This is a genomic window from Streptomyces sp. x-19 (genome assembly GCF_046549115.1).
Taxonomy (GTDB): Bacteria; Actinomycetota; Actinomycetes; order Streptomycetales; family Streptomycetaceae; genus Streptomyces; species Streptomyces albulus_C.
Window position 1 is genome coordinate 15971 of record NZ_JAJPWK010000028.1, and the last position, 24468, is coordinate 40438.

Here is a 24468-nt window from a genome sequence, read left to right on the forward strand (position 1 = left end):
CTGGTCAGCGCCACGAGGCAGGGTCGCCGATCCTGTGCGAGATGCTCTGTGATGTGCCGTCCGCTCACGCATCGCTCACGCGTGCGGGGTGTTCTGGCCTGCGGCGGAACTGGCGTTGCCTCGGTGCACCTGCGGCGCCCCACCCTCTGGGGGCGCCGCGAGCATGAGGTGCGGGTCCCTTGGCTGACGGGCCCGGTCGGGGTGGGCAGGCCGGCGCGACGATTACCCCGCACTTCACCCGCTTCGGAGTCTTGGCCTGAATTCACCTTGTGTGCGCCGCCGAACACTCAAGATTCTTTACTAGTTGTGATCGTCTACTCACTCTTCGCGCTGCCCCTGTTCTGAATGCGCGTAGCCGCGAGAGTGTGCGGACGGACTTCCAAGTGCCGGAGGCCCCCGTTTCCCGTGCGCCCCAGCCGAGGGCCTCCCGCTGTCGTCGGCCGATTCCTGTACCGAGAGCGAAGATGCACGAGTTTCTGAACAAGGTGGTTCCCTCGCCCGACACCGCTGCCGCCTATCGGCGTCAGGGCTGGTGGCGTGAGGAGACGTTCGTCGATGACCTGCGCCGTCGCGCGAAGGAGGCACCTCACCGCCCGGCTTTCGTCGGCTGGCGGCACGGCAGCGAGAGCGAGGACGTCTTCACCTTCGAGGACTGGGCGACCCAGACGGCACGGTTCGCTGCCGGGCTGAAGGAGCTCGGCGTGCGTATGGGGCAGCCGGTCGTGTACCAGCTGCCCTCCTGGTGGGAAGCGGCGGTGCTGACCACGGCGTGTATGTGGCTGGGAGCGGTCGCCGTGCCGCTGTCGACCGTCCTGCGCGGCCGGGAGCTGGAGAGAGTCCTGTCCGCGACCGACGCGCCGGTGTGCGTCACGGTCGACGCATGGCAGGGACACTCCCACGCCCGGATGCTTGCCGACCTCGCCCGCCGCCGACCATCTCTACGGCGGGTGGTGCTGGGGGACTCGAAGTCCACGGGCGCCGTGGACTTCGACGAGATCTTCACCTCCACCGGCCCGGGGCTCCCCGCCCGCACTCTGGACCCGGACCGGGTGGCGGTGGCCCTGTTCACCTCCGGCACCACCGGAACGGCAAAAGGGGTACTGCACAGCTTCAACACCCTCAGCACCGCGATCCGTGCGTCCCGCGGCCCGTCGCGCCCCGTACGGCTGACCACGACCGCGCCGATTGCCGGGGCCGCGGGGGTACACCACCTCGTACTGGGCCCCCTCGTGCACGGAAACACCGCGATCGTGGCGCCCCGCTACGATCCCGGCCTCCTCCTGGACCTCATGGCCCGCCGTCGTACCGACCGGTTGCTCTCCTGCCCACCGCACTTGAGGGAACTGGCGGAACAGCAGAAGGCTCAGCCCAGGCCCCTGGCTCTGAGCAGCGTGTTGAGTGCGGGGTCCCCGTTGATGCGTGACGACTTGGCACTGACGCGCCAGGAGTTGTGCGACAGCGTGACCAACGCCTGGGGAATGACCGAGGCCATGGGCTCGGGGTGCACCACGGCCGGCTATCCCCCCGACTGGGCCGCCCGGAGTCTGGGCCGCCCCAGGCCGGGCCTCGAAGTCGGCTTGACCCGTGCGGAGGACCTGCCGGACGGCACCTGCGGCCTGCGGGTCCGCGGCCCTTCGGTGTGCCTGGGCACCTTCGCCCGCGACACCGGCACCCTCACCTGGGATCCGGCCGCCACCGACGGCTGGCTGGAGACCGGCGATCTGGTGCGCGCCGACGGACGGGGCGGCTACCGCTACGTCGGCCGGGTGGCCGAACGCGTCTCCGCCGGACCCATGATGATCCCCGCCGCCGACGTCGAGAACGAACTCCGAAGTCATCCCTCGGTCCGCGACGTGGCGGTGGTCGGCTACATCGGCCCGCACGGCGGCGAACGCCCCTGCGCCGTCGTCGTACCCGAGCAGCACCCTCCCACCCTCGACCAGCTGCGCGCGTACCTGACCTCCACGGGCATGACCGAGAACTATCAGCCCACCCGTCTGGAGATCGCATCGCACCTGCCCAGAAACCCGATGGGAAAGATCAACAAGACCCTCTTGCGAGAGCGGATCGCGACCGGTGACCTCCCCCTCTGAAGAGACCTGCCCCGCACGACAGGACCGCGATGCCCCCTTCGGAAGCAGCCCGACGACACAGCGGTCCGTCATGCTCGTCGACAAACTCGCCGCACTGCTCGCAGCTCCCGCCCTGGCCCTGGCGGACCTCAGCGGCCCCTGGCCTCCCGGGGCACTGGCCATCCCGTCGGTCGCGGCCCTCCTGTTGCCCGCGGTACGGGACCGGCTGGTGCGCCTGGCCCGCACCGTGATCACCTACACGGCCATCGTCCTGCTGCCGCGCAGCCCGGCCGAGGTCATCGACCTGCTCTACCGTGGCTGCCGCCGCGACCGCGTACCGCTCCTGCGCCGCGATCTCGTGTGCACCGCGCGCGAACTGCGCAAGGAACTGGAACACCCGGCCGGACACTCCACCGACCCCGACCCCCGGATGTCACAGGGCACCTTCACCTTCCTGTTCTCCCTCGACGACCCCGCTCAGTGGAAACCCCGCCGCACGGCCATCTCCTCGGCCACCCCCGCCATGACCGCACGCGCCCACGCCGACACCACCGCCTTCGTGCCCCCACCCGGCCACCGCGACCTGTACCGGGACCTCACCGCCCACACTCTGGGCTCCGCCTTCCGCATCGTCTTCGGCCGGCCGCCCACCACCGAGGAACTCCACCGGCTCCGGCCCGGCATCGACGACATCAACGACATGGTCAAGAACCGGTCCCTCCGCCCCCGCGACGATCTGCGACAGCGCACCTGGCACGAAACCAGCCGCCTCATCGACGCCCACCTCGACGACCCGCGGTTCCTCTTCCACGCGGATCCACATTTCGCCGCGCTCGACCACGGTGCGCGCATCGACGTGGCCGGCGCCGACCTGCTCCAGAGCATCACCGTCCAAACCGCCGACCTCTTTGGCCACATGCTCCTCCTGCGCCACGAACACCCCGCCGCCTTCGACCACGACATCGACGCCGCCATCCTGGAGACCCTGCGCCTGCATCCCCTCAGCGACTCCCTCTTCCGTACCCCCGACCAGGGCAATCCGTGGCTGGCCTCCCTGGTCATGGTCCACCGCCACAACTGGCCCGAACCCGACCGCTTTTGCCCCACACGCTGGCGCCACACCCCACGCCGAGCCCTGGCCGTCTACTCAGCCGGGCCTCGCACCTGCCCCAGCTTCAAAGTCTCCGAGATCATCGCTACCCGCATGCTCCACGACCTCCACCAACGCGGCATCCGCATTACCCCCCACCCCCGCCTGCGCCACGAACGCACCTTCTACTTCGGCCTGCCCGCCACCATCACCCACCACGGCACCCCCTCAGCCCACCGCCCTCCCCGCCTGCCCACAGCCCGCCTGTGGGCCCGCCGCTACGCCGCCCGCACCCTCTTCATGGCACGCAAACGCGAAATCTGGTGAACGCGGCCGCCTCCCAGACCAGTTCCGTCCCGACCTCAAATGGCGGCCTCGGACTGCGTGCCGACCGCAGCCATCTCCACGCGATCCCCGGCGCGGGCCAGCGGCGGAAAGGCCGCACCGGCAACTCTCCACCGGAGAGTGCCATCAGGCTCCCTTCCCTCCGGATGGGGACCTGCCCAGTCGGGGTGAGGTCCACGTGCCTGTGCCGGTGAAGCCGTAGTGGACCCAGATGCCGTCGGCGAGGTCACTGCCACGGGATGGGTGCCAGAACAGACCGCGTACGGGTTCCAGTTCGCCGGTCTGGATGGTCAGTGATTCTGCGGTCCGGGCGGGGCCGAATCCGGCTCGGCCTGGTGCGGTCGCTGGGTTCAACACGTAGCGCAGGAACCTGACGAGGTCGTCGAGGACGGTAAACGCGCCCACGAGGCCGCACACTCCGCCCAGGAGCCGGGCCGGGAAGTCGTGAGCGACGCCCTTGTGGTGGGTGCCCGCGTCCTTGGTCGAGCTCGGTGACTATGACTCAGTTCGAGGATGCCTTTGGCGTTCGCGGCACTGGCCTTCTGGCTGAGGAGGATGCTTGACGTCGGCTCTCAGCCGGACTGTTGGCACCTCGCCCTCGCGGAGTACGAAGCGGCGAGGCCGCTCTGTGTCGCCCCCAGCAGCACGAACAGGAGTGGGAGCAAGAGGCCGACCTGCGAAAACTCCGGTTATGCCCGGTGGCCCCTGGCAGAGTCGGCGCTGAGAGCCGTGTTCGGTCAAGAGGGCACCCGGCCCGCCCTAGACGGGCCTTTCCGCATTCCGTCGGGCAGAAGGCGAGAGCACGCGAGGTCGCCCACCGCGTTCCGGGTGGCGGAGTCGGTGATGCCGCTGGTCCGGCCGTTTTCGGTCTGGCGGGCCGGAACGGGCTGTCGGCCGGCAGGCGTCCTGGTGGCACGGATCACGGGCTGCCACGATCAGTGGTGTTGGGTCGCCGGATCCTGCAGGGTCTACCTCCGTTTGCGAGCGGGTCGGGCCGTTCAGCGACACCAGCGTGCCCAGTCCGTGCCGGGTCCGGTCTCGGGCTCGGTGCCGGCCGAGTGAAGGGAAGAGATTGTTGACTGGTTCCGCCCGCAGCAAGCCCCAGCCCGCCACCTCCCTGACCAGGGATCTGAACGCCGCCGTCGCCGTCCCGCCGCCGGATCAGGACGCCGAGGCGGCGTTCGCAGCGCGGGGGTTGATCGAGGCGCTGTCCGCGGACTTCACCGTGGACCGGGCCGAATCCGAAGTCCCCGCGTGGCGCCTGGGCCCGTACGCGTTCCTGACCGGCGACGCGCCCGACACCGTCAACCCCAGTCTGTGGCGGAACGCGCTGCTGAACATGAACACCGGCCTGTTCGAGGTCGTCGAGAACGCCGTCTACCAGGTGCGCGGCATGGACCTGTCCAACATCACCTTCCTGGAGGACCCCACCGGTGCCTCCCAGGAGATCGTGGTGGTCGATCCCCTGATCAGCGAGGAGTGCGCGGCGGCGGCGCTGCAGCTCTACCGTAAGCACCGCGGCCGGACGCGGAGCATCCGCGCGGTGCTCTTCACCCACTCCCACCTCGACCACTACGGCGGTGTGCTGGGGCTCTTCCCTGACCGGAAGGTCCCCGAGCGGGTGGACGTCATCGCTCCGGAGGGGTTCTTGGAGCACGCGGTGAGCGAGAACGTCTACGCCGGGAACGCGATGCAGCGCCGGGCGTTGTTCATGTACGGGACGCTGCTGGAGCGTTCGACTCAGGGGCAGGTCGACGCCGGGCTGGGCAAGAGCAATTCCGCCGGCGCCTCGGGTCTGGCGACCCCGACATTCACCGTCACCTCCCGCATCGCCGTGCAGGGGCGTGTCCACTCCTTCGGTCCGGTGAACCTGGAGTTCCAGCTCACGCCCGGTACGGAGGCCCCGGCGGAGCTGAACTTCTACCTCCCTGACATCCGCGCGCTGTGCATGGCCGAGAACGCCACCCCCACCCTGCACAACCTCTACAGCCTGCGTGGGGCCCAGGTGCGCGACGCCAAGGCGTGGTCGGAGTATCTCAATCAGTCTGTCGAGTGGTTCGGGGACCGCTCGGACACGTTGTTCGCCAGCCACTTCTGGCCCCGTTGGAACACCGACGAGACGCCGGATGCGATCGTCTCCTTCCTCACCAGCCAGGCCGACCTGTACCGCTACCTCCACGACCAGTCACTGCGGCTGGCCAACCACGGCCTGACCATGACCGAGATCGCCGAGGACCTCGACACCAACGTGCCGCAGAGCCTGGCGGGGCAGTGGTTCAACCGCGGCTACTACGGCACCGCCAACCACGACATCAAGGCCGTCTACCAGCGCTACCTCGGCTGGTACGACGGCAACGCCGCCCACCTGCACACTCTGCCCCCGGAGCAGGCCGGACCCCGGTACGTCGAGGCGATGGGCGGCGCCGCCAAGGTGGTGGAGCTGGCCCGGCAGTCGTACGAGAACGCCAAGAGCGCCGAGGACTACCGGTGGGCCGCCGAGCTCCTCAGCCACGCCGTCTTCGCCGACCCCACCGACCACGACGCCCGAACCCTGGAAGCCGACGTCCTCGAACAGCTCGGCTACCAGGCCGAGAGCGGACCGTGGCGCAACTTCTACCTCGCCGCCGCCCATGAACTACGCACCCGGCCCGCCGACGGCACACCACCCGGACTGGCCTCCCCGCAGATCATCACCTCCTCCGTCCTGGCCGCCATGCCGCTGGAGATGCTCTTCGACTACCTCGGCATCCGCCTCAACGGACCCGAGGCCGCCAGCCATTCGCTGGTGCTCGGCTTCACCGTCACCGACGGGCTGGACGACGACCCCGGCCAGTGCACCGTCAAGCTCCGCAACGGTGTCCTCATCTACACACCCCAACCCGCCCCGGACACCGCCGATGCCGTCTACACGATCAGCCGCGACGGCCTGAACAGCCTCTCCATCGGCGCCGCCACCCCAGAGGAGCTCCAGGCCAGCGGCGACCTCACCCTCACCACCGGCACCCTCGCCCCCCTCAACACCCTTACCCGACTGCTGGACACCTTCGAGTACTGGTTCGGCCTCACCACCCCCTGACCGCAGGGCAACAGGGCCGGCGCCCGCCACCACACACCCGCGGACGCCGGCCCGCTCCGCAACCGGGCTACGTGCGCACTACCGTCCGGGTCTGACCCCCGTCGGCGATAGCCGGCCGGGTAGGCGGGAAGCACGTCGGTGGAAACGGAAGAGGACACCGGATGCGGGTTTTCGTGTGTGCCGAGAAGGATGTCGTGACCTGTGTGGCGTTGAACCGGCTCTTGCCGGGCCTGGACGGGCACACCGTCTCAGTGGTGTTGCTGGATCTGGGTCCAGTGGATCTGGCGTCGGGTTCGCCTTTGCGGCGCAGCGACTGGGTCGAGCGGGAGATGTTCCCCCAGCAGGTCTTCGCGCCGCTGGACCGACTCCCCGCCCCGCCAGGTGAACTACTGTCCTTTGGGCACCTGAGCCGTCGCCACGCCGTCCCGTTCCACACGGTCGGCGCTGACGCCAAAGGAGCGGTAGACCGATTGGCTGCGGCCTTCCAGCCCGATGTGATGCTCTCTTTGCGGTTCGGGCGACTTTTCCGTGAACCGCTGCTGTCCCTGCCGCCACTGGGCATCTTCAATACCCACTCCGGCTCCCTGCCCACCTATCCGGGACTGTCCGCGTACGCGCACGCCCTGTTGGCCGGCGAGCGGGAACTGACCTGTACTTTGCACGTGGTCGACGCCGGCATCGACAGCGGCCCGGTCCTCGCCAGCCGTAGCCTCACCTTCGACCCGGAACGCTCCGTCCTGTGGCATCTCCCCGCCCTCTACACGCTGGGCGCTCAGATGTTCCTCGAAACGCTCCCGGACTTGGCGGCAGGCCGCCAGCCCATGGCCCGACCACAGGACCGCACCGCGCGCCGGTACCGCAAGGAACTCACCTCGGAGGAGATTCTCACCCTGCAACGTCGCGGTTTCCGCTTCACAGACCAGCGTGACATCAACGAACTCACCACCCGCTTTACCGGACCGCCAACGGTCCCGGAATTGGGAGCCCGCCACCCCGCAGCAGCGTGGACGAGGCCCCGCGGACCGTCCCTCAGCGATTGAGGGTTGCTGGGGGCGAGGCGAGGCGAGGTGTGGCCCCGGGCCGTGGCGTCGGACCGGGTGCAGCGGATCGGGTGCACCTGCGGGAGATCTCGCATTGGATCGGTGCGTTGTGACTTTGCCCGGCGGAATAGGGTGAGAGGCCCGTGCACTCTTGGCGGGGCCTCTCGTCGTCGCTCCCTGAGGTCAGCTCTGCTGGTCTCAGGTGTAGCGGTGGATTCCGCCGTCGGCGTTGACCTGCCAGCCAGTTGTCTTGCCGATGAGCCCGCTGCGGGAGCAGCCTTGACCGATCACGGCCTGGGAGCCGGGGCGCGCAGGTGATCGGGATGCTGCCGCACGCTGTCGGCGAGGTCGGCGTAGAACGGCACACGGTTGGCTGCCTGCAGGATTTCGGTGCAGGCGGTCAGCTCGCCGACCCGGCCGGCCGGGGTGCCCAGGACGTTGCAGAACTCCTTGCGGACCCGTTCTGCAAGGTCAGGTACGGGAAGGGAGTGCAGGTAGAGGGTCGCGGCGTCGTAGCCGGTGGGGGGGGCGGTGCCCCAGCCCTCCCAGTCCATGAGGCATAGCCGAGGTCCGGTGAGGTTGGCCCAGTGGAGGTCACCGTGTGCTGTGGTCCAGGTGATCTCGCCGGGGGTGATGCCGGTGTATTCGGGGACGCGGCGGCGGATGTACTGCTCGCGGACCGCCTGGCGGCCGGTGTCGACGTGCGTGAGGTGGTCCAGCGCCTGGTGGAGGTCGTGCCACCAGGCGTCCGGCAGGTCCACGCCGTGGTGGAGGACCGGGCTGCGGGACACCGGTGGTGTGTCGACGTGCTGATAGAGCTCGGCCCGGTAGGCCCAGCCGTCGGCCGACCAGTCCCGCAATCCGAGCAGACGTGGCCGCGGCACCGCGGGGGGTACGGATCGTTCCGCTTCCTTGGGGCCCTCCCACAGCTTCCCGCCTGCTTTGCCCTCGGGCTCGCTGACCAGCCGGAGCCAGGCGAGGCCATCCGGGGCCGTCACAGCCCCGGACAGCGTCCGACCCTCGTATCCCCAGGTCTCTCCGCCCGCGGCGTCGACGACGTCCAGCAGAACGCAGGCATGGCGGCGGGCGGAGAGCACGCGGTCCCTGACGGCTGGCTCAGGGGCAGTGAACATCAGGATTGCTACCTTCGACGGCTGACGGCGGCGACATCGGCTGTGACCAGTTCGGATACCAGAGTGGCGACTTGGCCGACGGCGAGCGACGAGACGACCGCCAACTTGCCTATGGATGCGGTCTTTCCGCCGGTGAGGTGTTCGACGATGGCGAGTGCAGGAGCAGCGAAGGTCCACTGTTGGCCGCCTGTGCTCATCACCACGCGCCCCTCGCTGTCCACTTCGTGCCAGGCACCCGATGCGGTGAGGCGGACGTGGAGGTATTCGTCGGCGGGTATGCCGCTGACGAACGGCAGGGAGGGTATCGGCCGGCCCGGGTCCATCGTCGCCCGCGCACGGACGAACTCCTCGATCAGCCCGTCGTGCAGGGCTGCGGTGACCTCCTTCCGCAGTGCTTCCAGGTGCGCCGCCTGCTCTTCCGCTGAAGCCAGGTAGGGCAGATTGGCGCGGACGATTGCCGAGGCACGTAGCTGGTCCGCCAGCCAGGAGAGCAGGTCGGCACCGGTGGTGGGCTTCAGTCCGCAGGTCAGGTGAAGGGAACGGCCTTCGGTGGCGGCTCCTCCGGCTCACGCGTCTACTGGGCCATGACCCACGTCATAGCCCGTCGGCTCACCGACACGAGCACGCTCACCTGCCGCGATCCGCTGGTGGCCGGCGCGTGAACCTGAATCCTCTCCTCCAGGCACTCGACCTTCAGGAAGACGCCGCCCGAGCCCTGGCCGACGATCTCCGCACCCAGATCGACATCCTCCAGTCCCGACTGCGTGAGGCCGAACTACTTCTGGAATACCTCGCCATCACCCGCACAACCATCACCGGCCTCGCCGACCGAATCCCGGCCCAGACGGTCGACCCAGCAGGAACTCTGGAGTTGCCTGAGCACCCGGACTACCCGCGCATCCTCGCCGTCTTCAACGACACCACCGGTCCGCTCAGGGCCCGAGACATCTGTCAGGCCCTCGACTTCGAGCTCCTGCCGAAACACGTCGAACGCACCCGCGCCAAGATGAAACGCCTGGTCACCATAGGAATCCTCACCGAGGCCGTGCCCGGCACCTTCAACAAGAAGCAGTAACCAAGTCCGGAACGGACTTCAACTCACGAACCGCCCACTCAACGCTTTCGTAGGGCTCCGGACGACTTCTGTCAGGCATCGGCTCGACCGCGCCTGCGGGCTGGATCCGGCGTCACGGTGCGCTGTCGTTCTCGGCGGGCAGTTCAACGGGGGCGAGGTCGCTGCCGGTCAGGACGGTTCCGCAGTGGTTGCACATCAGTTGCGGCTCGGTGAGCTGGCCGCACCCGATGTGACGCAGGCGCCGCGTGACGTCTTCGGTGTTCAGGTGGGTCTGGGCCCACTGGGCCAATGCGATCCAGGCGGGGACGAGGTCGCGGGCGCCCGCGCTGAGGCGGTAGTCGAACCATTCCTTGTCGGGCCGGTACCGATGGCGCTCGAGCAGCCCGAGTTCGACGAGTCCCGTCAGGCGGGCGGTGAGCGTGGTGGGCGCTATACCGAGGTTGCGCTGCAGTCTCCCGAAGCGCTCCACGCCGTAGAACACCTCGCGCAGGATCGCGTAGTTCCACTGCTCGGCGAGCAGGGCGAACAGTTCCCGGGCTACCGGCAGGTCGGGGGCGCGCGGAGTGTGGGCTTGGGGCGCCTGGTCGGCGCAGCTGTCGCTGGTCGGCATACCGACGAGTGTACCCGTCTCCTACGAAACTCCAACTACTACTGGACACATAGTAGTTGGTAGTCGATAGTGATTTGGCAAGGTGCTGAAGCCCGGGCCCGCAGTCGGCGCCGCCATGGCCCGCAGCACCCCACGCAGCCACCCACACACCTAGAAGGGAGCATGCAGGGATGAACGTCGTCGTCGACCTGGCACGGTGTCAGAGCTACGGGCAGTGCGTGTTCGCCGCCCCGCAGGTCTTCGAGCTGAGGAGTCAAGAGGTCCTGGAGTACGACACCGCGCCCTCGGACGCGTGGCGCGTGCACGTGGAGCGTGCGCGAGCCGCGTGCCCGGTGCAGGCCATCACAGTCGGGCCCGCCGCCGGGCCGGAGCCCGACGCAGCGCTCGACGAGGATCGGAGGGCCAGGTGATCGGGAAAGGAGCAGCCCCGAGCGGGAGCAACAGGGCGGTGGAGCGACCCGATGCCGGTTCACGGGGTGCCGGGCGAGTGGTGATCGTCGGCGCGTCGCTGGCGGGCCTGTCCGCGGCGCAGACCCTGCGGGAGAACGGATTCGGCGGACGGATCACGCTGGTCGGCGACGAGCCGTATCCGCCGTACGACCGGCCGCCGCTGTCCAAGCGGGTACTGACCGGGCGCCTGTCGGCCGACGCCACCGGCCTGCCCCGGCACACGGACCTCGACGCGTCCTGGCGTCTGGGCAACGCGGCGGTCGGCCTCGACCGAGCGGCCGGGACGGTGACCCTCTCCGACGGCGAGGTGATCGGCTACGACAAGCTCCTGATCGCCACCGGTACCCGGGCGCGCCGCTGGCCGCACGCCGAACAGGCAGCGATCGACGGTGTGTTCAGCATCCGTACCCGCGACGACGCCCGGGCATTGCAGGCCAGGCTGGCCGCACGCCCGAAGCGGGTGCTGGTGATCGGGGCCGGCTTCATGGGCTCGGAGGTGGCGTCGGTGTGCCGGGAACTCGGCCTCGACGTCACCGTGGTCGAGCGCGGGCCCGCCCCCATGCTCGCCGCGCTGGGCGGGCCGGCCGCGCTGGCGGCCGGGCGTCTCCAGCGCCGTCACGGCGTGGACCTGCGCACCCGCACCTCCGTCCAGGCCCTCGAAGGCGATGCGGCCGGCCGGCTGCGGCGGGCCCGGCTCTCCGGCGGCGAGGTGCTCGACGTGGAGCTGGCCGTGGTCGCGCTCGGCGCCGAGCGCAACACCGAATGGCTCGACGGGGCCGGGCTCACCCTCGACGCCCGCGGCGTGCACTGCGATCCGTACTGCCGCGCGATCGGCGCGGACGGCCGGCCCGCCGACGACCTGCTGGTCGCCGGGGACGTGGCCTGCTGGCCCCACCCGCTCTACGAGGACGGCCCGCTCGCCGTCGAGCACTGGGACAACGCGGTGCGCCAGGCCCGCGTCGCCGCGCTGACCATGCACCGAGGACCGGTGTGCGCGCACACCACGCTGCCGACGTTCTGGTCCAACCAGTTCGGAGTGAACATCAAGGTGGTCGGCGTGCCCAGCCACGCGGACCAGGTCGCGGTCGTCCAGGGTGCGGCGGCCAAGCCCGGCTTCGTCGCCGTGTACGGCCGCCGGGGACGGGTCATCGCCGCGCTGGCGGTGAACGCGCCGCGCTCGCTCGACGCGTACGCCGCACTGATCAACGTCCGGGCCGCGTTTCCGCCCGAACTCAACGCGACCGACGCCCCCGATCCCGTCCAGGTCCTCGACACCGGGGTGCCCACCCCCGGGCAGGTCACGCACCGTCCCGCGGCCGCCGGTACCTGAACACAGTCAACACCTGCCGCCGCACCCACTCATCCCCGTTCCGACGGAGTCCTCCTCATGCCACACAACGCCCGCGCTGATTTCTCTGCCCTCCCACACGCCGCCGACCTCGCCGCCTCGACGCCGCACGACGAACTGTTCGCCCGCATCCTCGACCCGGTCAGCCGCCCCGACCCGTACCCGCTCTACGCCGCGCTGCGCAGGCGCCCGGTCTCCCGCCAGGCCGACGGGACCTGGGTCGTGAGCGGATATGACGAGATCGCCGCACTGCTGCACGACCCGCGCTTAAGCTCCGACATGGCCAACGCCGGTCAGACGACCGTACGGGATGCGGACAAGTCGCTAATCCTGCGGGACCCGCCCAGCCATGACCACCTGCGCTCGGCCGTCATGGCCCAGTTCACCCCCGCCGTCGTCGAGTCGCTGCGCGCGCAGGTGCGCGCACTGACCGACAGGTTGATCGACGCCATCGGCTCCCGGACCCGGTTCGACCTGGTCGAGGAGATCGCCTACCCGCTCCCGGTCAGCGTGATCTGCACACTTCTCGGCGTGCCGCCCGAGGACGAGACACGCTTCCACGGATGGGCCGACACACTCGCCCGCTCCCTCGATCTCGACCCGACCATGACGCAGGAGGAGGCTGCCGCCGTCGACCGCGCCTTCACCGAACTACACGCCTATCTCAAGGAGTTGATCACGCGGCGCGCCGAGCGTCCGGGTAACGACCTGATCTCCGCACTGCTGGGCGACGGCTCGCACACCGACCCTCTGCGCGGCGACGAGCTGGTGATCACCACCCGCCTGCTGTTGATCGCCGGACACGAGACAACGGTCAACCTCATCACCAACGGCATGCTCACGCTGCTGCGCCGGCCCGGCATCCTCGCGCGTTTCCGCGCCGAGCCCGAACTCGTGATCCCCATGGTCGAGGAACTCGTGCGCTACGAGCCGTCGGTCCAGTTCCGCTACCGCGCCGCACTCGCCGACATCGAGATCGGCGGCACCACCATCCCGCGCGGCTCCAGCGTCGTCCTGCTGCTCGCAGCCGGCAGCCGCGATCCGAAGCACTTCACCGAGCCCGAGCGCTTCGTCCCGGACCGGATCCCCAACGAGCACTTCGGCTTCGGCGGCGGAATCCACTACTGCATCGGCGCACCCCTCGCCCGAATGGAGGCGCAGATCGTGCTGCCCGAACTGGTCCGCCGCCTGCGGGCCCCACGCCTGACGGCCGACCCGCCGCCCTACCGGCCCACCGCCGCACTGCGCGGCCCGAAACACCTCCTGCTCGAGATCGACGGCATCCGCCCCTGAACGCAGACCTGTTGAGCACCTTCGTTCCTCAGAGTGCGGGCGACCGGCGGCAACAGCCACCACCGCGTGGAGCACGCCGCCGGCCTGCCTCTGCATTACGGTGGGTCATCCTGGCGGATGACCCACCGCCGCCTCATACGCGACCACAAGAGGACACAGCGGACGGTCAGGACCGAGCGCCGACACCGAGGGCCCGGAGATGACAGTGATGCAGGCTGCGGCCCCCAGTGAGCCCAGGCTGTCCGGGCCCAGCACGGCCGGGACTAGGCAGCGAACTCCGTCCGGTATGACAGCTCCACATGCAGAACCTCAGCCCGGAGCACACCACGGGCACCCGGCGCGCCCGGCCCGACACCGGGCCCCAAGGCGCCCAACCCCGCCAACACCGCGGCGACTTCGAGCACGGCGACGGACGGCCGGCAGCCCAGCGGCCCCGCCAACCCCGACGAGGCCGCCGACGGGTTGGAATTCCCCGTAGGCGGCCAGTTAGGGGGATCTATCTGGCCGCCAGTGGTCACTCTGCGTAGGAACGAGCTCCCACAGATGCTTGCCGTGGCGGATCCCCGCTCACCGGCCCGGGACGTGTGCGCCTGCGAAAAGGCGCTTGGCCATCCCGAGGCGCTCGTATGCGGCGACGGCCGGCGCGTTGCAGGCGTCCACCATGAGTGCGGCACGTCCGTGCCGCTGGACGAGGGCATCCACGACGAAACCGCACACCGCCTGCGCCAGCCCGCGTCCCCGGGCGACCGGATGGGTGACCGCTCCTGCTAGGAACCCGCACCCGGCCGCTGACCACGCGTCCGCCGCAACCGCCAGTGGCCCCTTCTCGCCCGCGTTGCCGTCGGCCTCACCACAGACTCCGGCCCAGCGGCGCACACCCTCGCGCCCCGGCTGTGCGTGGGAGTCAGGGAAGAACCGCTCGAACAGCGACTCCAACTCCGGTTCCAGACACGGGTTCAGCCACTGCACGTCTCCGGTGACGGAGCCGGGCGGGACCGCACTCTCCATCCAGAAGAACGACGGTACCAACACAAGACCGGGCGTCTGCCGCACCAGCGCATCGACCAAGGACGCCTCCCCGAAGGGCCGATACGACGGACCGACCTCCTGCAGGACCTGCCGCACCAGGACGACCGCATCGGCACTGCCGCCCGTCACCGCTAGCCGGTCCCGCCGGGAAAGTCCCGGACTCGCCACCGCCAACGCCCCGCCATGGCGCCACGCGCGCACCCCCGGCCCCAGACCGCCGTCCCCCCGCCCCTGGGCCGCCCAGAGCAACTGCCCGTCGCCTGCCGCGACCTGCTCGACATCACCGAATCGCACCAATTCTTCCACGCGGAGTGCTTATCAGATGCCCTCCGGGCCTCGCTGCACCCCTCCCTCGCCAGTCACGGACCGTGATCGCACATCTGGCCGTACGTGGGGAATCCGAAGTGGCCGCTGACAGCCAGGACTGGTCCGAGGTGATGCGCACCCTCTACGAGACCTGACCGGGTCGTGCGAATGCCGCGCCGCGACCACACGAGCCACACCCGCCCCGGAATCGCACTGCAACCGACTCCACCGTCAACCAGCACGCACCAACTCGCCACTACCCCGGCGACCCACAACAGCTGACCGCACCACGTCACCGGCTCCCTTCACCCCAGTCCGACACCCACCGCCCTCGGCCTCCGCCGGGGGCTTTGTGCTTCCTTGAGGACACCGTCGTGCCGACGTACGAGGCCCTGCCCCGCTTCACCACCGACCTCCACCACCTCACCCCCACCCAGCGCCAGCGCTTCCGCACTACCGCCGGCCGAGCGCACGGGCAGCGGGCGGAGCGGGCGGCGAGGCGGGCCTCGGCGGCCGAGCGCCGGACGGAGCGGGCGGACGGCGTCCGGAACGGGCGGCCGGGCGGCGGGCAGCGAGGCGTCCGGACGACGGCGGCCGTCCGGACGGGCGAGGCGAGGACGAGGCGGAGGAACGGACAGCGGACGGACGGCGGGGCCACCGGGCGCTGCAGGGCGGCCACGGACGGGCCGCCGTTCGGCGGGCGGGCGGGCGGCCGGCCGGCAGGCGTGGGCGCGAACCACCGCCCGCCGCGACCAAGCGGACCGCGACAGCGCACACCGCCGACGGACGCCCGCCCGCCTCGCCGCCCGGCAGCGGCTACCCAACTACCACCAGCCGGACGGACGGCGGACAGCGGATCTGCCCGGCCAGCCAGTGTCATCGCTCTCCGGCAGCCCCGAGAACCACCGACCGACACCACCGAGCACCACGGAACACGCACCAGTCGACAAGCACCGCCAAAGGACGACCGCCCATCAGCCCCCGGCACCCGCCGGGGGCTTCGCCGTGCTGCCCGGAGGACACCGTGCCCACATACGAGACACTCCCCCGCTTCACCACCGACCTCCAGCACCTCACCCCCGCCCAGCGCCAGCGTCGTACAGGAAGCCTTCGTCCCCGACCTGCGCACCGGAATCTTCCGGCCCGGCCTGCGCGTCAAACGCGTCCGCTGCACCCCCGGCCTCTACGAACTCACCTGGGTGCCGGACGGGCGCGCGACGTGGTCCTACGGCCGCGAACGGATCTGCGGCGCCCGGCACATCACATGGCACCGGATCGGCACCCACAGCATCCTGGACCGGCCCCTGGCCGAAGCCCGTGTTACGGGACAGGACCGCCGGCTGGTCGGCTGATCATCCCGACGCCCAGGAACCGTGGGAGGACGGGGAGGCGCTGGGGAAGGTCCTCAGCGTCGTCGGGCGCGCAGCGAGGCCCTCGCCCGCTCGCCGACACCCTGGAGCGGTTTGAGGTCCGGACGGACAGCGGACCACGACGGACCGACACCGGGCGGCGAACCGCAGCCACCGCGGCCAGAGCGGCAGGGGGACCGGCCCGCGAGCGGCTCCCGCGAAGCCACCCGCCAAGGCGCTGCACCTCCGGGTGCGGCGCCTTCTTCGTCCCTATCCGAGATCGGGCCGGTAGCACTAGCTAAACCGGGTTGTTCTGGAGCAGCAGAACAACCGACGGTCTGCCTCGGGACTCGGCACCGGTCGCGAGAGCGGGCCGCCGGTAGCACCAGGTGAACCGGGTTGTTCTGGAAAACCAGAACAACCCGTAGATCGCCGGGCGTACTTCGTTGCCCGGCGGGAGATTCGAAGCAGCGCCGCCGCCGGGGCGGGCAGCCCGGCACAGCACAGCGGCCGGAGCGGCCGGGCGGCCGGCGAAGCCACCGGGAGCGGCAGAGCGGCCACGGGCGGGCCGCCGTTCAGCCGCCGGGCGGCCGAACGGCCGAACGGCCGAACGGGCCAGAGTGGCCAACCGCCCGGGCACCCGCACGCCAGGACCACAGTGACTTCGAGCACGGCGGCAGACACCGGACAGGCCACCAGCACGGCAGACGACCCGGGCGGTCGGACGCCGGGCGGCCGGGCAGCCGGCGGCCGGGACCGGGCGACGAGCCCGGGACGGCCGGCGGCGGGCCGGGGCAGCGCCGTCGGGGCCGGTGGCCAGCACCACCCGGCAACACAACCACAAGACGACCCCCGGCGAGCGGAACCGCGACGCACCCAGCGAACAGCCATACGGCCGACCAACGCCTCAGTGACCTGAACTCCCCTTGACTCAGCTCCCGTTCGGCTCGCGCCCGAAACCGCCGCTCCAGACGGTATCGGGCGGGGAGTGCGGGCGTGAAGGTGCTCCAGGACTCCACGGGAGAGCCACCGCCGCGGGCACCCGGAGCACGGTCTACATGCGGGACACGCTCGTCCCGCCGTCGATCGGCACCACCGCCCCGGTCACGAACCGGGCGTCGTCGCCCACCAGCATCGTGATGGCCCTCGCGACGTCATCCGCCTCCGCGACGCGCCCGAGCGGCGCCCGGTCCGCCAGCTGCTGCTGGACAGCCTGCGGCATGTGGGCGCTGGCCTCGGTGCGTACGAAGCCCGGGGCGACCACGTTGACACGGACACCCAGGGGGCCGGCCTCGCACGCCAGGAACCGGGCGAAGGTGTTCAGGGCGGCCTTGGCAGTTCCGTGGGCGGTCATCCCGTGGGAGGGCGGCCCGTCGGCCGCCGTGCTGGAGACAAAGACGATGTTTCCCTGCCCCTGCTTCTCCATCAGGGCCAGCGCGCGCTGTGCCAGGATGTAGGCGCCGGCCAGTTCGTCTGTCACCTTCGTACGGAAGTCGGACCAGGACAACGCGCTCACCGGTGTGGGCGTGAAGGCGGCCGCGGCCGCGTTGCACACCAGGACATCGAGGCGACCGTCGACTGCCGCCTGCTCGATCATCCGGGCGGCCTGTTGTTCATCGCGCACGTCTCCCCGGAGGGCGAAGGCGCTGCCGCCGTCCGCCTCGATCCTCGCGACGACCTCGTCGGCCGCGGAGCGGTTCGAGAAGTAGTTCACCGCCACGCGGAACCCTGCGGAAGCGAGCCGCAGCGAGGTGGCGGCGCCGATGCCGCGGCTGCCGTCGGTGACGAGGGCTATCGGACGATCAGGACGCGCCATGGTTCCTCCTGTGGGGGTGGGCCAGCTTGCGAATCTAGGCCCCCGCGGAGCAACTAATCAAAGTTGACTTTTCTCCCGAACTCGCGTCCCAAGGTTGTCCATACCTCCTCCGGAACAGCCCCCGCCACAGGGCGGCTTCGTGCTCACTGAGCTGCGATTTCCTCTCACGCGGTGACCTCGTGGTCGGTGAGGATGAGGAACTTCCGGTCGTCCTCGGACAGCACCTTGAGGAAGCCGGGTTCGGCCGCCGGGCGGCGAGGTGGGCGCGGAGCAGCCGGGCGACGGCGGCGGACGGAACGGGCGGACGGGGGGAGCGTCCGACGGCGGCGTCCGGAACGGGCGGCCAGGCGACGGACGGCGGGCAGCGAGGCGGAGGAACAGACGGCGGAGGGCAGGCAGACGGCAGCCGGACGCACGGCGGCGGTCAAGCAGCAAACGGCGGGGCGGGCAGGCGGCGGGGCGGACGGGCGCCGAGCGGACGCCGGGACCGCCGGACCCAGGCCAGTGGGCAGCGGCTACCCAGCCACCACCAGCCGGACGGACGGCAAGGCGGTTAGGTGGATGGCGGCCGCAGCCGAGCGGCGAGGCGGCGGAGCGTACGGCAGCAGCGTCCGGAACGGGCGGACGACGGACGGCGGGCGGACGACGACGGACGGCGGGCGGACGACGACGGACGGCGGGCGGACGACGACGGACGGCGGGCGGACGACGGCGGACGAACGGGCGGCGGCCGGCCAGCCGGTCGACGGCGAGGCAGGCAACGGACGGCCCGGCGACGGACGGCGGGACAGCGGCCGTCAGTCACCACCTGGGTAGCGGCCTTCCACGACACAGGCGCAGCACTCGGCGCCGCAGCCCATGCCGGACGACTCGAACGCGGCCTCCGCCACGTCCTCGCCCTCCACGTCATCTTCCACTGGAACCGACTCGGTCTATCCCACCGAACCCAGAGCGCCCTGGCATGGTCCGCCCGGCAGGCCGTGTTCGCCCCGCGATAACACAGTCACCGGCAGCCCCCTTGTCGTGCCGAGCGCCGGGAAGGGTGGGTGAGGCCGACAGCAGCCGACCTGCCGCTCGGCGATGACTTACCACGCCGAGCCGGGCTCGTCGGACATGGCGGCGCCGACCCGGCTGAGAGCTACCGCGGAGCTGCGCACCGACCGGTGACCGGTCGGTGCGGACTCGGTCTACCGGTTCACGGCTTCGCGAGGGGCGATCCGGTTCGTGCGACCGACCGCGCGGCCCACCGCGTTGCGCACCGCGAGGCCCGGCCGGGTGCGGGGCACCATGAGCCTGGAGAGCAGACCGACGCGTCGCTGCCGCGGACTTACCTCACGGCGGAGCCGCGACTCGTAGGCGGCGAAGGCGCGGGCGTGATCACCGGGATGGGCGGCGAGCTCTTCTGCGAGGGCGTACGCGCCCGCCATCGCCATGCTGGACCCGTCACCCAGCAGGGCTGTCGCCGCTGCCGCGTCCCCGAGCAGTACGACCCGTCCGCGGGACCACGAGGGCACCCGGATGGTGGTCAGGGGGTCGAAGAACGGAGCCGGGTGGTCGAGGAACGCCGCCACGAGTTCCGGTGCCCGCCACCGCACGTCGGCGTAGGCGTCGGCCACGGTCTGCTTGTGAAGGGCGATGTTCTTGCGGTCATGGGGCGCCGGCTGTGCGGCCCGGAAGGTGAAGATCGCGAGCGGAGTGGTCCGCGAGGGGTGGACGACCAGCATCCGGTTCGGCACAGTCAGCATCGTCATCTCGCTCGGGTCCTCGACGGCGTCGGGTTGCAGCGGCACGGTCGCGCCGTACAGGCCCAGGTCGCTCGCGAACTGCCGCTCGGGTCCGAATACCAGGCGCCGTACGGTGGAGTGCATCCCGTCGGCGCCGACTACCAAGTCGAAGCGCCGTGGTGCGGACCGCCGGAAGGTGACGTCGACCCCACCTCCGTCCTGGTCGAGAGCGGTGACCGTGTCGTCGAACAAGAACTCGGCCTCGGTCTGCGCCGACCGGTGGAGCACCTCGGACAGGTCGGCTCGGGTCACCTCGACCGTCGGCGCCTCGTCCGAGGTGAGCGGGAGTTGCAGGATTCGCCTGCCGCCGGGGTCGAGCAGGGTCAGTGACCGATTGCGGGTGGCGAGCCCGCGAAGCTGCGGGAGGATGCCCATGCGGTCGGCGACCGGGATCGCGGGTCCCTTCACGACGATCGCGCTACCACCGGAGCGCAGCTGCCGGGCATGTTCGATGACCGTCGGGCGGTAGCCATTCCGGGAGAGCCAGTACGCGAGTGCGGGCCCTGCGATTCCGGCACCGACTATCAGCACCTCGGGCTTCTTCATGACAATGACCTCTCGGAGTGTCGATGACCAGGTCCCCGGCGAGTGCCGGGGCAGGGCCTCAGGGCGCGGCGGCACGGGGCAGCGCCATCGAACCAAGGTACGCAAAATTGCGTACCTCAGTGGAGCACATCCTTCAGGTACGATTCAAGGCGTACTTGAAGGGGGTGCCGCGTGACCGGGAAGAACCTGGTCGGCCCGGAGGCCGATGCGCTCGATCTGGGTGCGGTGTTTCGCGCCCTCGCCGACAAGCATCGTCGTTCGGTGTTGACGCAGTTGGCCGCCGACCGCAGCGACAACGAGCGGGGCTGCAACTCTTTCGATCTTCCGATCTCGAAGCAGACCCAGACCCGCCACTTCCGCGTCCTGCGCGAGGCAGGTCTCATCAACGAGATCGACTACGGCAACCGCAAGGGCATCCGTCTACGACGCGCGGACATCGAGAAGAGATTCCCCGGGCTGCTCGCCCTCCTGGGAGCAGAGCCACCGGGCGATACCACTCCTCGCTAAGCACAGGTGACCACAAGTGTTCGCCCGATGGCCCCTCGGCTCCGGGATGGTGTGCTTGCTCCGTCTTCGCGCAGACCGAGGCGACCAATACCCGCGATGGCCAAGGTTCGTCAGCCGGTACGGACTCGGCCCTGGCCAGCCGGTGCAGTGGGAGGTCGAGGCACTCGACCCGGCCGAGCTCCAGCGCCAGGTCCTCGCCGCCGTCACCCCCTACCTCGACCACGCCGTACTCCGCGACCGCATCGCGGAAGAAGAACAACAACGGCGACAGCTCAGAGCGTTCACCGAAAGGTGGCCCCACCGGCGCCGGCCGGCCCATGGCTGACTCCCGAACCGGCGCCGAGCCACCAGAACAGCGCGGGCCCGACGTCCTCGCGCCGGCTGTCGCCCTCGCCGGCCGGGCCTTTGGCAAGCCTGCCGGTGGGAGCTGGGCAAGCCCTTACTCGGGCCGGGCAAGCCCCCGTCAAAGCTGGGCATGTCTCGCGGTGGCAGGTGGGCATGCCCCAGCGGCGGTCAGTTGAGGGCCTGGACCTCGACGACATCGATATCGACGGCGCTGGGGTGGGTCTCGGTCAACTGCCCGCTCTACAGGTCCGCAGAGCGCGCATCGCGCTTGCTACGGGCGCTGCTGGCGTTGACGCCGGTGCCGGAGCGGGCTGCGATCGCGCACCAGCTACCCATGCCGGGCAGCCGACGGCGGCCCGTACTGGGGGGGCATCCTGACCACCGCGGGCGGCGACCAGGAGTTGGCGCAGCAGCGCCGGCGGTGGTGGGGCGGGCGCCGCCGACCCGCACGCTCACCTCGATTGCACTTCCTGGAAGACCGCTGATGGTGGAGTCGGCTATTGGAAGTCTCCGACTGCCTCGATCGTGGTCACATGCCGCGGTCAGGGCCGCGCCAGGGAACTGGGCGGTCGTCCGGGCAGTGCGGGGATCAGGAATCCGTCAGCGCCAATGTCCGGGGGTGGAAGACCGTCCCAGTCGGTATCTCGGAAAGCTTGCTCGGTCTGCCGGATGTCTTCCAAGAGGTTCCATGGCGTGGTTGCCGGGTGGGTGAAGTAAAGGTGGCTGTTGACCGTGATCGGCGCGTACTCGTCGAGGAACTCCTTGTATTCGCTTGGGAGTTCTGTGTCGAGTTCCGCTTCGAGGTGAGCCCAGCTCTCGGAGTCGGCGAAGCGTCGCCCTCCAGGCCCTAGCATCGCGAAGACGGCAGACAGATGGTCGGTCATGGGGGTACGCCTCTCGTTCGGGGTGGAAATCGCAGGAATCGACGTGGTGCTGCATCACGTTGATGGGCTCGGGACGGGACGGGGGGCTCGGCGGTCAGGTGGAACGCCGGCCCTGTTCAAAACGGCGGCCATCTCGTCCTCGGGGAGCGCCGGGTTTGCACCCGCGCTGGAGGCCAGTTCAGGGGTATGAAGTGCCTCGCAGAGCCGGTGGAGCGGCAGGCGTGGGTCGTTGGCCGCCGCCTGGCGCGTCCAGACCACGGGGTCATGGCTGAGCCGTTCGATCAAGGCGGGCGTGGCGGCCGGGTCCCGGACGGCCAGCCGACGGTAGTTCCCGTCCGGGTGGTTCGCGTAGCGCGCGGCGAGGCCCTCGCGGGGGAAGCGGGGGTGCGTCTCAGCCATCCAGGCGGAGAACGTCCCACCGAGCCGCGCGTACACATGCATCAGGACCTCCTCCGGGGTGTCGGGTGGTGCACACTCAAGAGGTCCTCCACCAGGGGGTCCTCGGTGCGCGCGAGCAGGAGCACGAGGTCGGGCGGCAGGTGGGGGCTCTGGGCGGCGGTGCGCCGGAGCAACGGGTGGGCGGAGGTCGCGGCCCGTCGCAGCACCTTGGGGTCGGTGAGCCCGTCCCGTACCCGCTCCACGTTCCTCCTGTCGAAGGCCCCCACCGTGAATCCGATCCGCCGACGGCGTATCGGACCGCACCGACCAACTTGCCATCTCAGCAACACCAGTTGCCGCTCATAGACATGTGCGTGCAGGCTGCATCCAGAAGGTGCTGGCTCACAAGCCAGAGCCGGTACCTCTCGGACTCGGCCGTGTTCCCTTATTTCGCCGGGAACCTCTCCGGCTCGAACGGCACGTCAGAAGTCATAACTGCCTTACAGGACAGAGGAGACTGCAGATGGAAAATCGCCATGTTGTGATCATTCCGATCGAGATCGACGAGGGGAAGGAAAGCTCGTATCTCGACGCCTGGCAGGAGGCTGCGGGCGTGATGGCAGCTCAACCCGGTTTTATTCGGACGTACATGTTCCGCACGATCGTTCCGGGGAGCAAATTCCCCCTCGTCAACGTGGCGGAATGGGAGTCGACTGCTCACTGGGAAGAGGCGATGAACGTCTGCCCGATGATGGGGCAGCAGATAGCCGTCGCCCATGCCTCGAACTACGAGGCGATCCGGACGGTCCTGCCCGCGCAGAGCCCGGGCTCCGGCGACGCTCACACTCCGGCTGGCCTGTCTCCGGTCGAGGCGCGTCGCCGCGTCGTGGACGGGGAGCTCACACTGGTCGATGTCCGCGAAGACGATGAATGGGCAGCGGGTCACCCGGCGGGCGCCGTCCACGCCGCGCTCAGCACATTGCCGGCCTCGCTGTCGGATTTGCCTGACGGTCCACTGGCCTTCGTATGCCGCACGGGCAAGCGCAGCATGCAGGGCGGCGCGCAGGCGATCCGCGTGGGCCGGTCCTCCGTCCATAGCGTGACGGGCGGCCTTGAGGCATGGGAAGCGGCAGGGCTGCCGGTCGCCCTCCCCGACCGCGAGGACTCGGTGAACAACGGCGACCGTGTCAAAGCTGCGGTACGTGAGGACTGACGAAAGCAGAACGGGCGGATAGCCGTCGCATACGTGGGCCGGCCAGGCAGGCGAGTGCCGCCTGGCTGTGCGCGACGTGCAGGACAGCGAACTCCGGCCGGCGTGACAGCTCCACGTGCAGAACCTCGGCCAGGAGCGCGCCCCCGGCACGCAACCACGCCAGAACCGCAGCGCCTCCGAGCGACACCCGAGCAGCACCCAACAACCCACCAGACACCGGACGGGCCACCAGCACGGCCACCCGGCGGACGGCCGGGCGGGCACCGGGCGCCGGGCGGACGACGGCGGCCAGCCGGGCGACGGACGGCGGACGGCCGGGCGGCGGACGGCCGGGCGGCGGGCAGGCGGACGGCGGCGGCCGGGCCGCGGGCGGAACGGGCGGGCCGCGGCGGACGGACGGCGCGGGCCGCCGACGGCCGCTCGCCGGGCCCAAGCCGATCAGGCAGCAACTACCCAACTACCGTCAGCCGGGCGCACTGCAGGGAGGGCGGCGCGCGCCCGCCGCCGCGCGGCGAAGCACCGGCGGGTTCCCCGCGAACCGCCCAACCCGCGGCCGCCGGACAGGCCACAGCGCCCCTGGCCGGCCGGCGGGCGGACGGGCACCGCGCCGGGCGGCGTCCGCCGCCGGGCGGAGCTGGGCGCGGGCCACCGCCCGCTGCGAGCAGCCGGCCCTCGAGGACGAACGGCCGCCGGCGGACGGCGCCGGCGGAGGAACGGCCGGGCGGCGGCGGGCAGGCGGACGGCGGACAGCGCCGGGACCGCCGGCCCCAGGCCGGTCG

The 24468-nt window shown here is 70.4% G+C and carries 23 protein-coding genes; 13 read left to right on the forward strand and 10 right to left on the reverse strand.

The window, feature by feature from the left end:
• The first annotated feature begins 464 nt into the window (after nt 1-464).
• From ACLJT4_RS36230 to ACLJT4_RS36245, 4 genes are all read left to right on the forward strand, one after another.
• Nucleotides 465-2093 carry an AMP-binding protein gene (locus tag ACLJT4_RS36230; RefSeq protein ID WP_411129063.1) on the forward strand — a complete coding sequence of 543 codons (1629 nt, stop codon included), beginning with the start codon at nt 465-467 and terminating at the stop codon, nt 2091-2093.
• A gap of 70 nt (nt 2094-2163) precedes the next feature.
• Nucleotides 2164-3489: a hypothetical protein gene (locus tag ACLJT4_RS36235; RefSeq protein ID WP_411129065.1), complete on the forward strand. Its 1326-nt coding sequence runs from the start codon at nt 2164-2166 to the stop codon at nt 3487-3489.
• A 1093-nt stretch (nt 3490-4582) separates the two neighbouring features.
• Nucleotides 4583-6583 (forward strand): alkyl/aryl-sulfatase, encoded by a 2001-nt coding sequence (locus ACLJT4_RS36240; protein ID WP_411129067.1) that lies wholly within the window; start codon nt 4583-4585, stop codon nt 6581-6583.
• Nucleotides 6584-6744: 161 nt separating this feature from the next.
• On the forward strand, nt 6745-7623 hold the full coding sequence (locus ACLJT4_RS36245) for a formyltransferase family protein (protein ID WP_411129069.1): 879 nt from the start codon (nt 6745-6747) through the stop codon (nt 7621-7623).
• Nucleotides 7624-7910: 287 nt separating this feature from the next.
• On the opposite strand, the gene ACLJT4_RS36250 is transcribed toward ACLJT4_RS36245, so the two are convergent.
• A complete protein-coding gene (locus tag ACLJT4_RS36250) occupies nt 7911-8756 on the reverse strand; it encodes a hypothetical protein (protein ID WP_411129071.1) in 846 nt (281 codons plus the stop codon).
• Nucleotides 8757-8764: 8 nt separating this feature from the next.
• Nucleotides 8765-9079: a hypothetical protein gene (locus tag ACLJT4_RS36255; RefSeq protein WP_411129073.1), complete on the reverse strand. Its 315-nt coding sequence runs from the start codon at nt 9077-9079 to the stop codon at nt 8765-8767.
• 207 nt (nt 9080-9286) lie between these two features.
• Between ACLJT4_RS36255 and ACLJT4_RS36260 the strand changes: the two genes are divergently transcribed.
• Nucleotides 9287-9418, forward strand: coding sequence for a hypothetical protein (locus ACLJT4_RS36260; RefSeq protein WP_411129075.1), 132 nt, complete (start codon nt 9287-9289; stop codon nt 9416-9418).
• Entirely contained in the window at nt 9415-9831 is a 417-nt protein-coding gene (locus ACLJT4_RS36265; RefSeq protein WP_411129077.1) for a hypothetical protein, read from the forward strand. Before ACLJT4_RS36260 ends, ACLJT4_RS36265 begins: the two co-directional genes overlap by 4 nt.
• Nucleotides 9832-9943: 112 nt before the next feature.
• Here ACLJT4_RS36265 and ACLJT4_RS36270 read toward each other — a convergent pair whose 3' ends face one another.
• The gene (locus ACLJT4_RS36270; protein ID WP_411129079.1) at nt 9944-10441 is read right to left on the reverse strand and encodes a winged helix-turn-helix transcriptional regulator; all 498 of its coding nucleotides are present in this window, start codon (nt 10439-10441) and stop codon (nt 9944-9946) included.
• A 170-nt stretch (nt 10442-10611) separates the two neighbouring features.
• On the opposite strand from ACLJT4_RS36270, the gene ACLJT4_RS36275 reads away from it, so the two are divergent.
• The 3 genes from ACLJT4_RS36275 (at nt 10612) to ACLJT4_RS36285 (ending at nt 13532) form a co-directional block, all read left to right on the forward strand.
• Nucleotides 10612-10851, forward strand: coding sequence for a ferredoxin (locus tag ACLJT4_RS36275; RefSeq protein ID WP_411129081.1), 240 nt, complete (start codon nt 10612-10614; stop codon nt 10849-10851).
• A gap of 77 nt (nt 10852-10928) precedes the next feature.
• Nucleotides 10929-12221: an NAD(P)/FAD-dependent oxidoreductase gene (locus tag ACLJT4_RS36280; RefSeq protein WP_411129083.1), complete on the forward strand. Its 1293-nt coding sequence runs from the start codon at nt 10929-10931 to the stop codon at nt 12219-12221.
• Nucleotides 12222-12278: 57 nt separating this feature from the next.
• On the forward strand, nt 12279-13532 hold the full coding sequence (locus tag ACLJT4_RS36285) for a cytochrome P450 (protein ID WP_411129085.1): 1254 nt from the start codon (nt 12279-12281) through the stop codon (nt 13530-13532).
• A 567-nt stretch (nt 13533-14099) separates the two neighbouring features.
• Here the strand turns inward: ACLJT4_RS36285 and ACLJT4_RS36290 are convergent.
• Nucleotides 14100-14855 (reverse strand): GNAT family N-acetyltransferase, encoded by a 756-nt coding sequence (locus ACLJT4_RS36290; protein WP_411129087.1) that lies wholly within the window; start codon nt 14853-14855, stop codon nt 14100-14102.
• A 1211-nt stretch (nt 14856-16066) separates the two neighbouring features.
• Between ACLJT4_RS36290 and ACLJT4_RS36295 the strand changes: the two genes are divergently transcribed.
• A complete protein-coding gene (locus ACLJT4_RS36295) occupies nt 16067-16219 on the forward strand; it encodes a hypothetical protein (protein WP_411129089.1) in 153 nt (50 codons plus the stop codon).
• A gap of 1051 nt (nt 16220-17270) precedes the next feature.
• On the opposite strand, the gene ACLJT4_RS36300 is transcribed toward ACLJT4_RS36295, so the two are convergent.
• The 3 genes from ACLJT4_RS36300 to ACLJT4_RS36310 all read right to left on the reverse strand — a co-directional run bounded on the left by ACLJT4_RS36300 (nt 17271) and on the right by ACLJT4_RS36310 (nt 20362).
• Nucleotides 17271-18032, reverse strand: a complete 762-nt coding sequence (locus tag ACLJT4_RS36300) for an SDR family oxidoreductase (RefSeq protein ID WP_411129091.1) — start codon at nt 18030-18032, stop codon at nt 17271-17273.
• A gap of 164 nt (nt 18033-18196) precedes the next feature.
• Nucleotides 18197-18460 (reverse strand): hypothetical protein, encoded by a 264-nt coding sequence (locus tag ACLJT4_RS36305; protein ID WP_411129093.1) that lies wholly within the window; start codon nt 18458-18460, stop codon nt 18197-18199.
• 759 nt (nt 18461-19219) lie between these two features.
• The gene (locus ACLJT4_RS36310) at nt 19220-20362 is read right to left on the reverse strand and encodes an FAD-dependent monooxygenase (protein ID WP_411129095.1); all 1143 of its coding nucleotides are present in this window, start codon (nt 20360-20362) and stop codon (nt 19220-19222) included.
• Between the two features lie 171 nt (nt 20363-20533).
• On the opposite strand from ACLJT4_RS36310, the gene ACLJT4_RS36315 reads away from it, so the two are divergent.
• Complete coding sequence (locus ACLJT4_RS36315) at nt 20534-20869, forward strand: ArsR/SmtB family transcription factor (RefSeq protein ID WP_411129097.1); 336 nt, start codon at nt 20534-20536, stop codon at nt 20867-20869.
• A gap of 142 nt (nt 20870-21011) precedes the next feature.
• Entirely contained in the window at nt 21012-21194 is a 183-nt protein-coding gene (locus ACLJT4_RS36320) for a hypothetical protein (protein WP_411129099.1), read from the forward strand.
• Between the two features lie 562 nt (nt 21195-21756).
• Here ACLJT4_RS36320 and ACLJT4_RS36325 read toward each other — a convergent pair.
• Genes ACLJT4_RS36325 through ACLJT4_RS36335 form a run of 3 tightly spaced genes read right to left on the reverse strand, consistent with a single transcriptional unit; the run spans nt 21757 to nt 22739 of the window.
• Nucleotides 21757-22098, reverse strand: a complete 342-nt coding sequence (locus ACLJT4_RS36325; RefSeq protein ID WP_411129101.1) for a hypothetical protein — start codon at nt 22096-22098, stop codon at nt 21757-21759.
• 54 nt (nt 22099-22152) lie between these two features.
• Nucleotides 22153-22539 carry a hypothetical protein gene (locus tag ACLJT4_RS36330; protein ID WP_411129103.1) on the reverse strand — a complete coding sequence of 129 codons (387 nt, stop codon included), beginning with the start codon at nt 22537-22539 and terminating at the stop codon, nt 22153-22155.
• On the reverse strand, nt 22539-22739 hold the full coding sequence (locus tag ACLJT4_RS36335) for a hypothetical protein (protein WP_411129105.1): 201 nt from the start codon (nt 22737-22739) through the stop codon (nt 22539-22541). Before ACLJT4_RS36335 ends, ACLJT4_RS36330 begins: the two co-directional genes overlap by 1 nt.
• A 260-nt stretch (nt 22740-22999) precedes the next feature.
• On the opposite strand from ACLJT4_RS36335, the gene ACLJT4_RS36340 reads away from it, so the two are divergent.
• Nucleotides 23000-23689, forward strand: a complete 690-nt coding sequence (locus ACLJT4_RS36340; protein ID WP_411129107.1) for a rhodanese-like domain-containing protein — start codon at nt 23000-23002, stop codon at nt 23687-23689.
• Nucleotides 23690-24468: the final 779 nt, after the last annotated feature.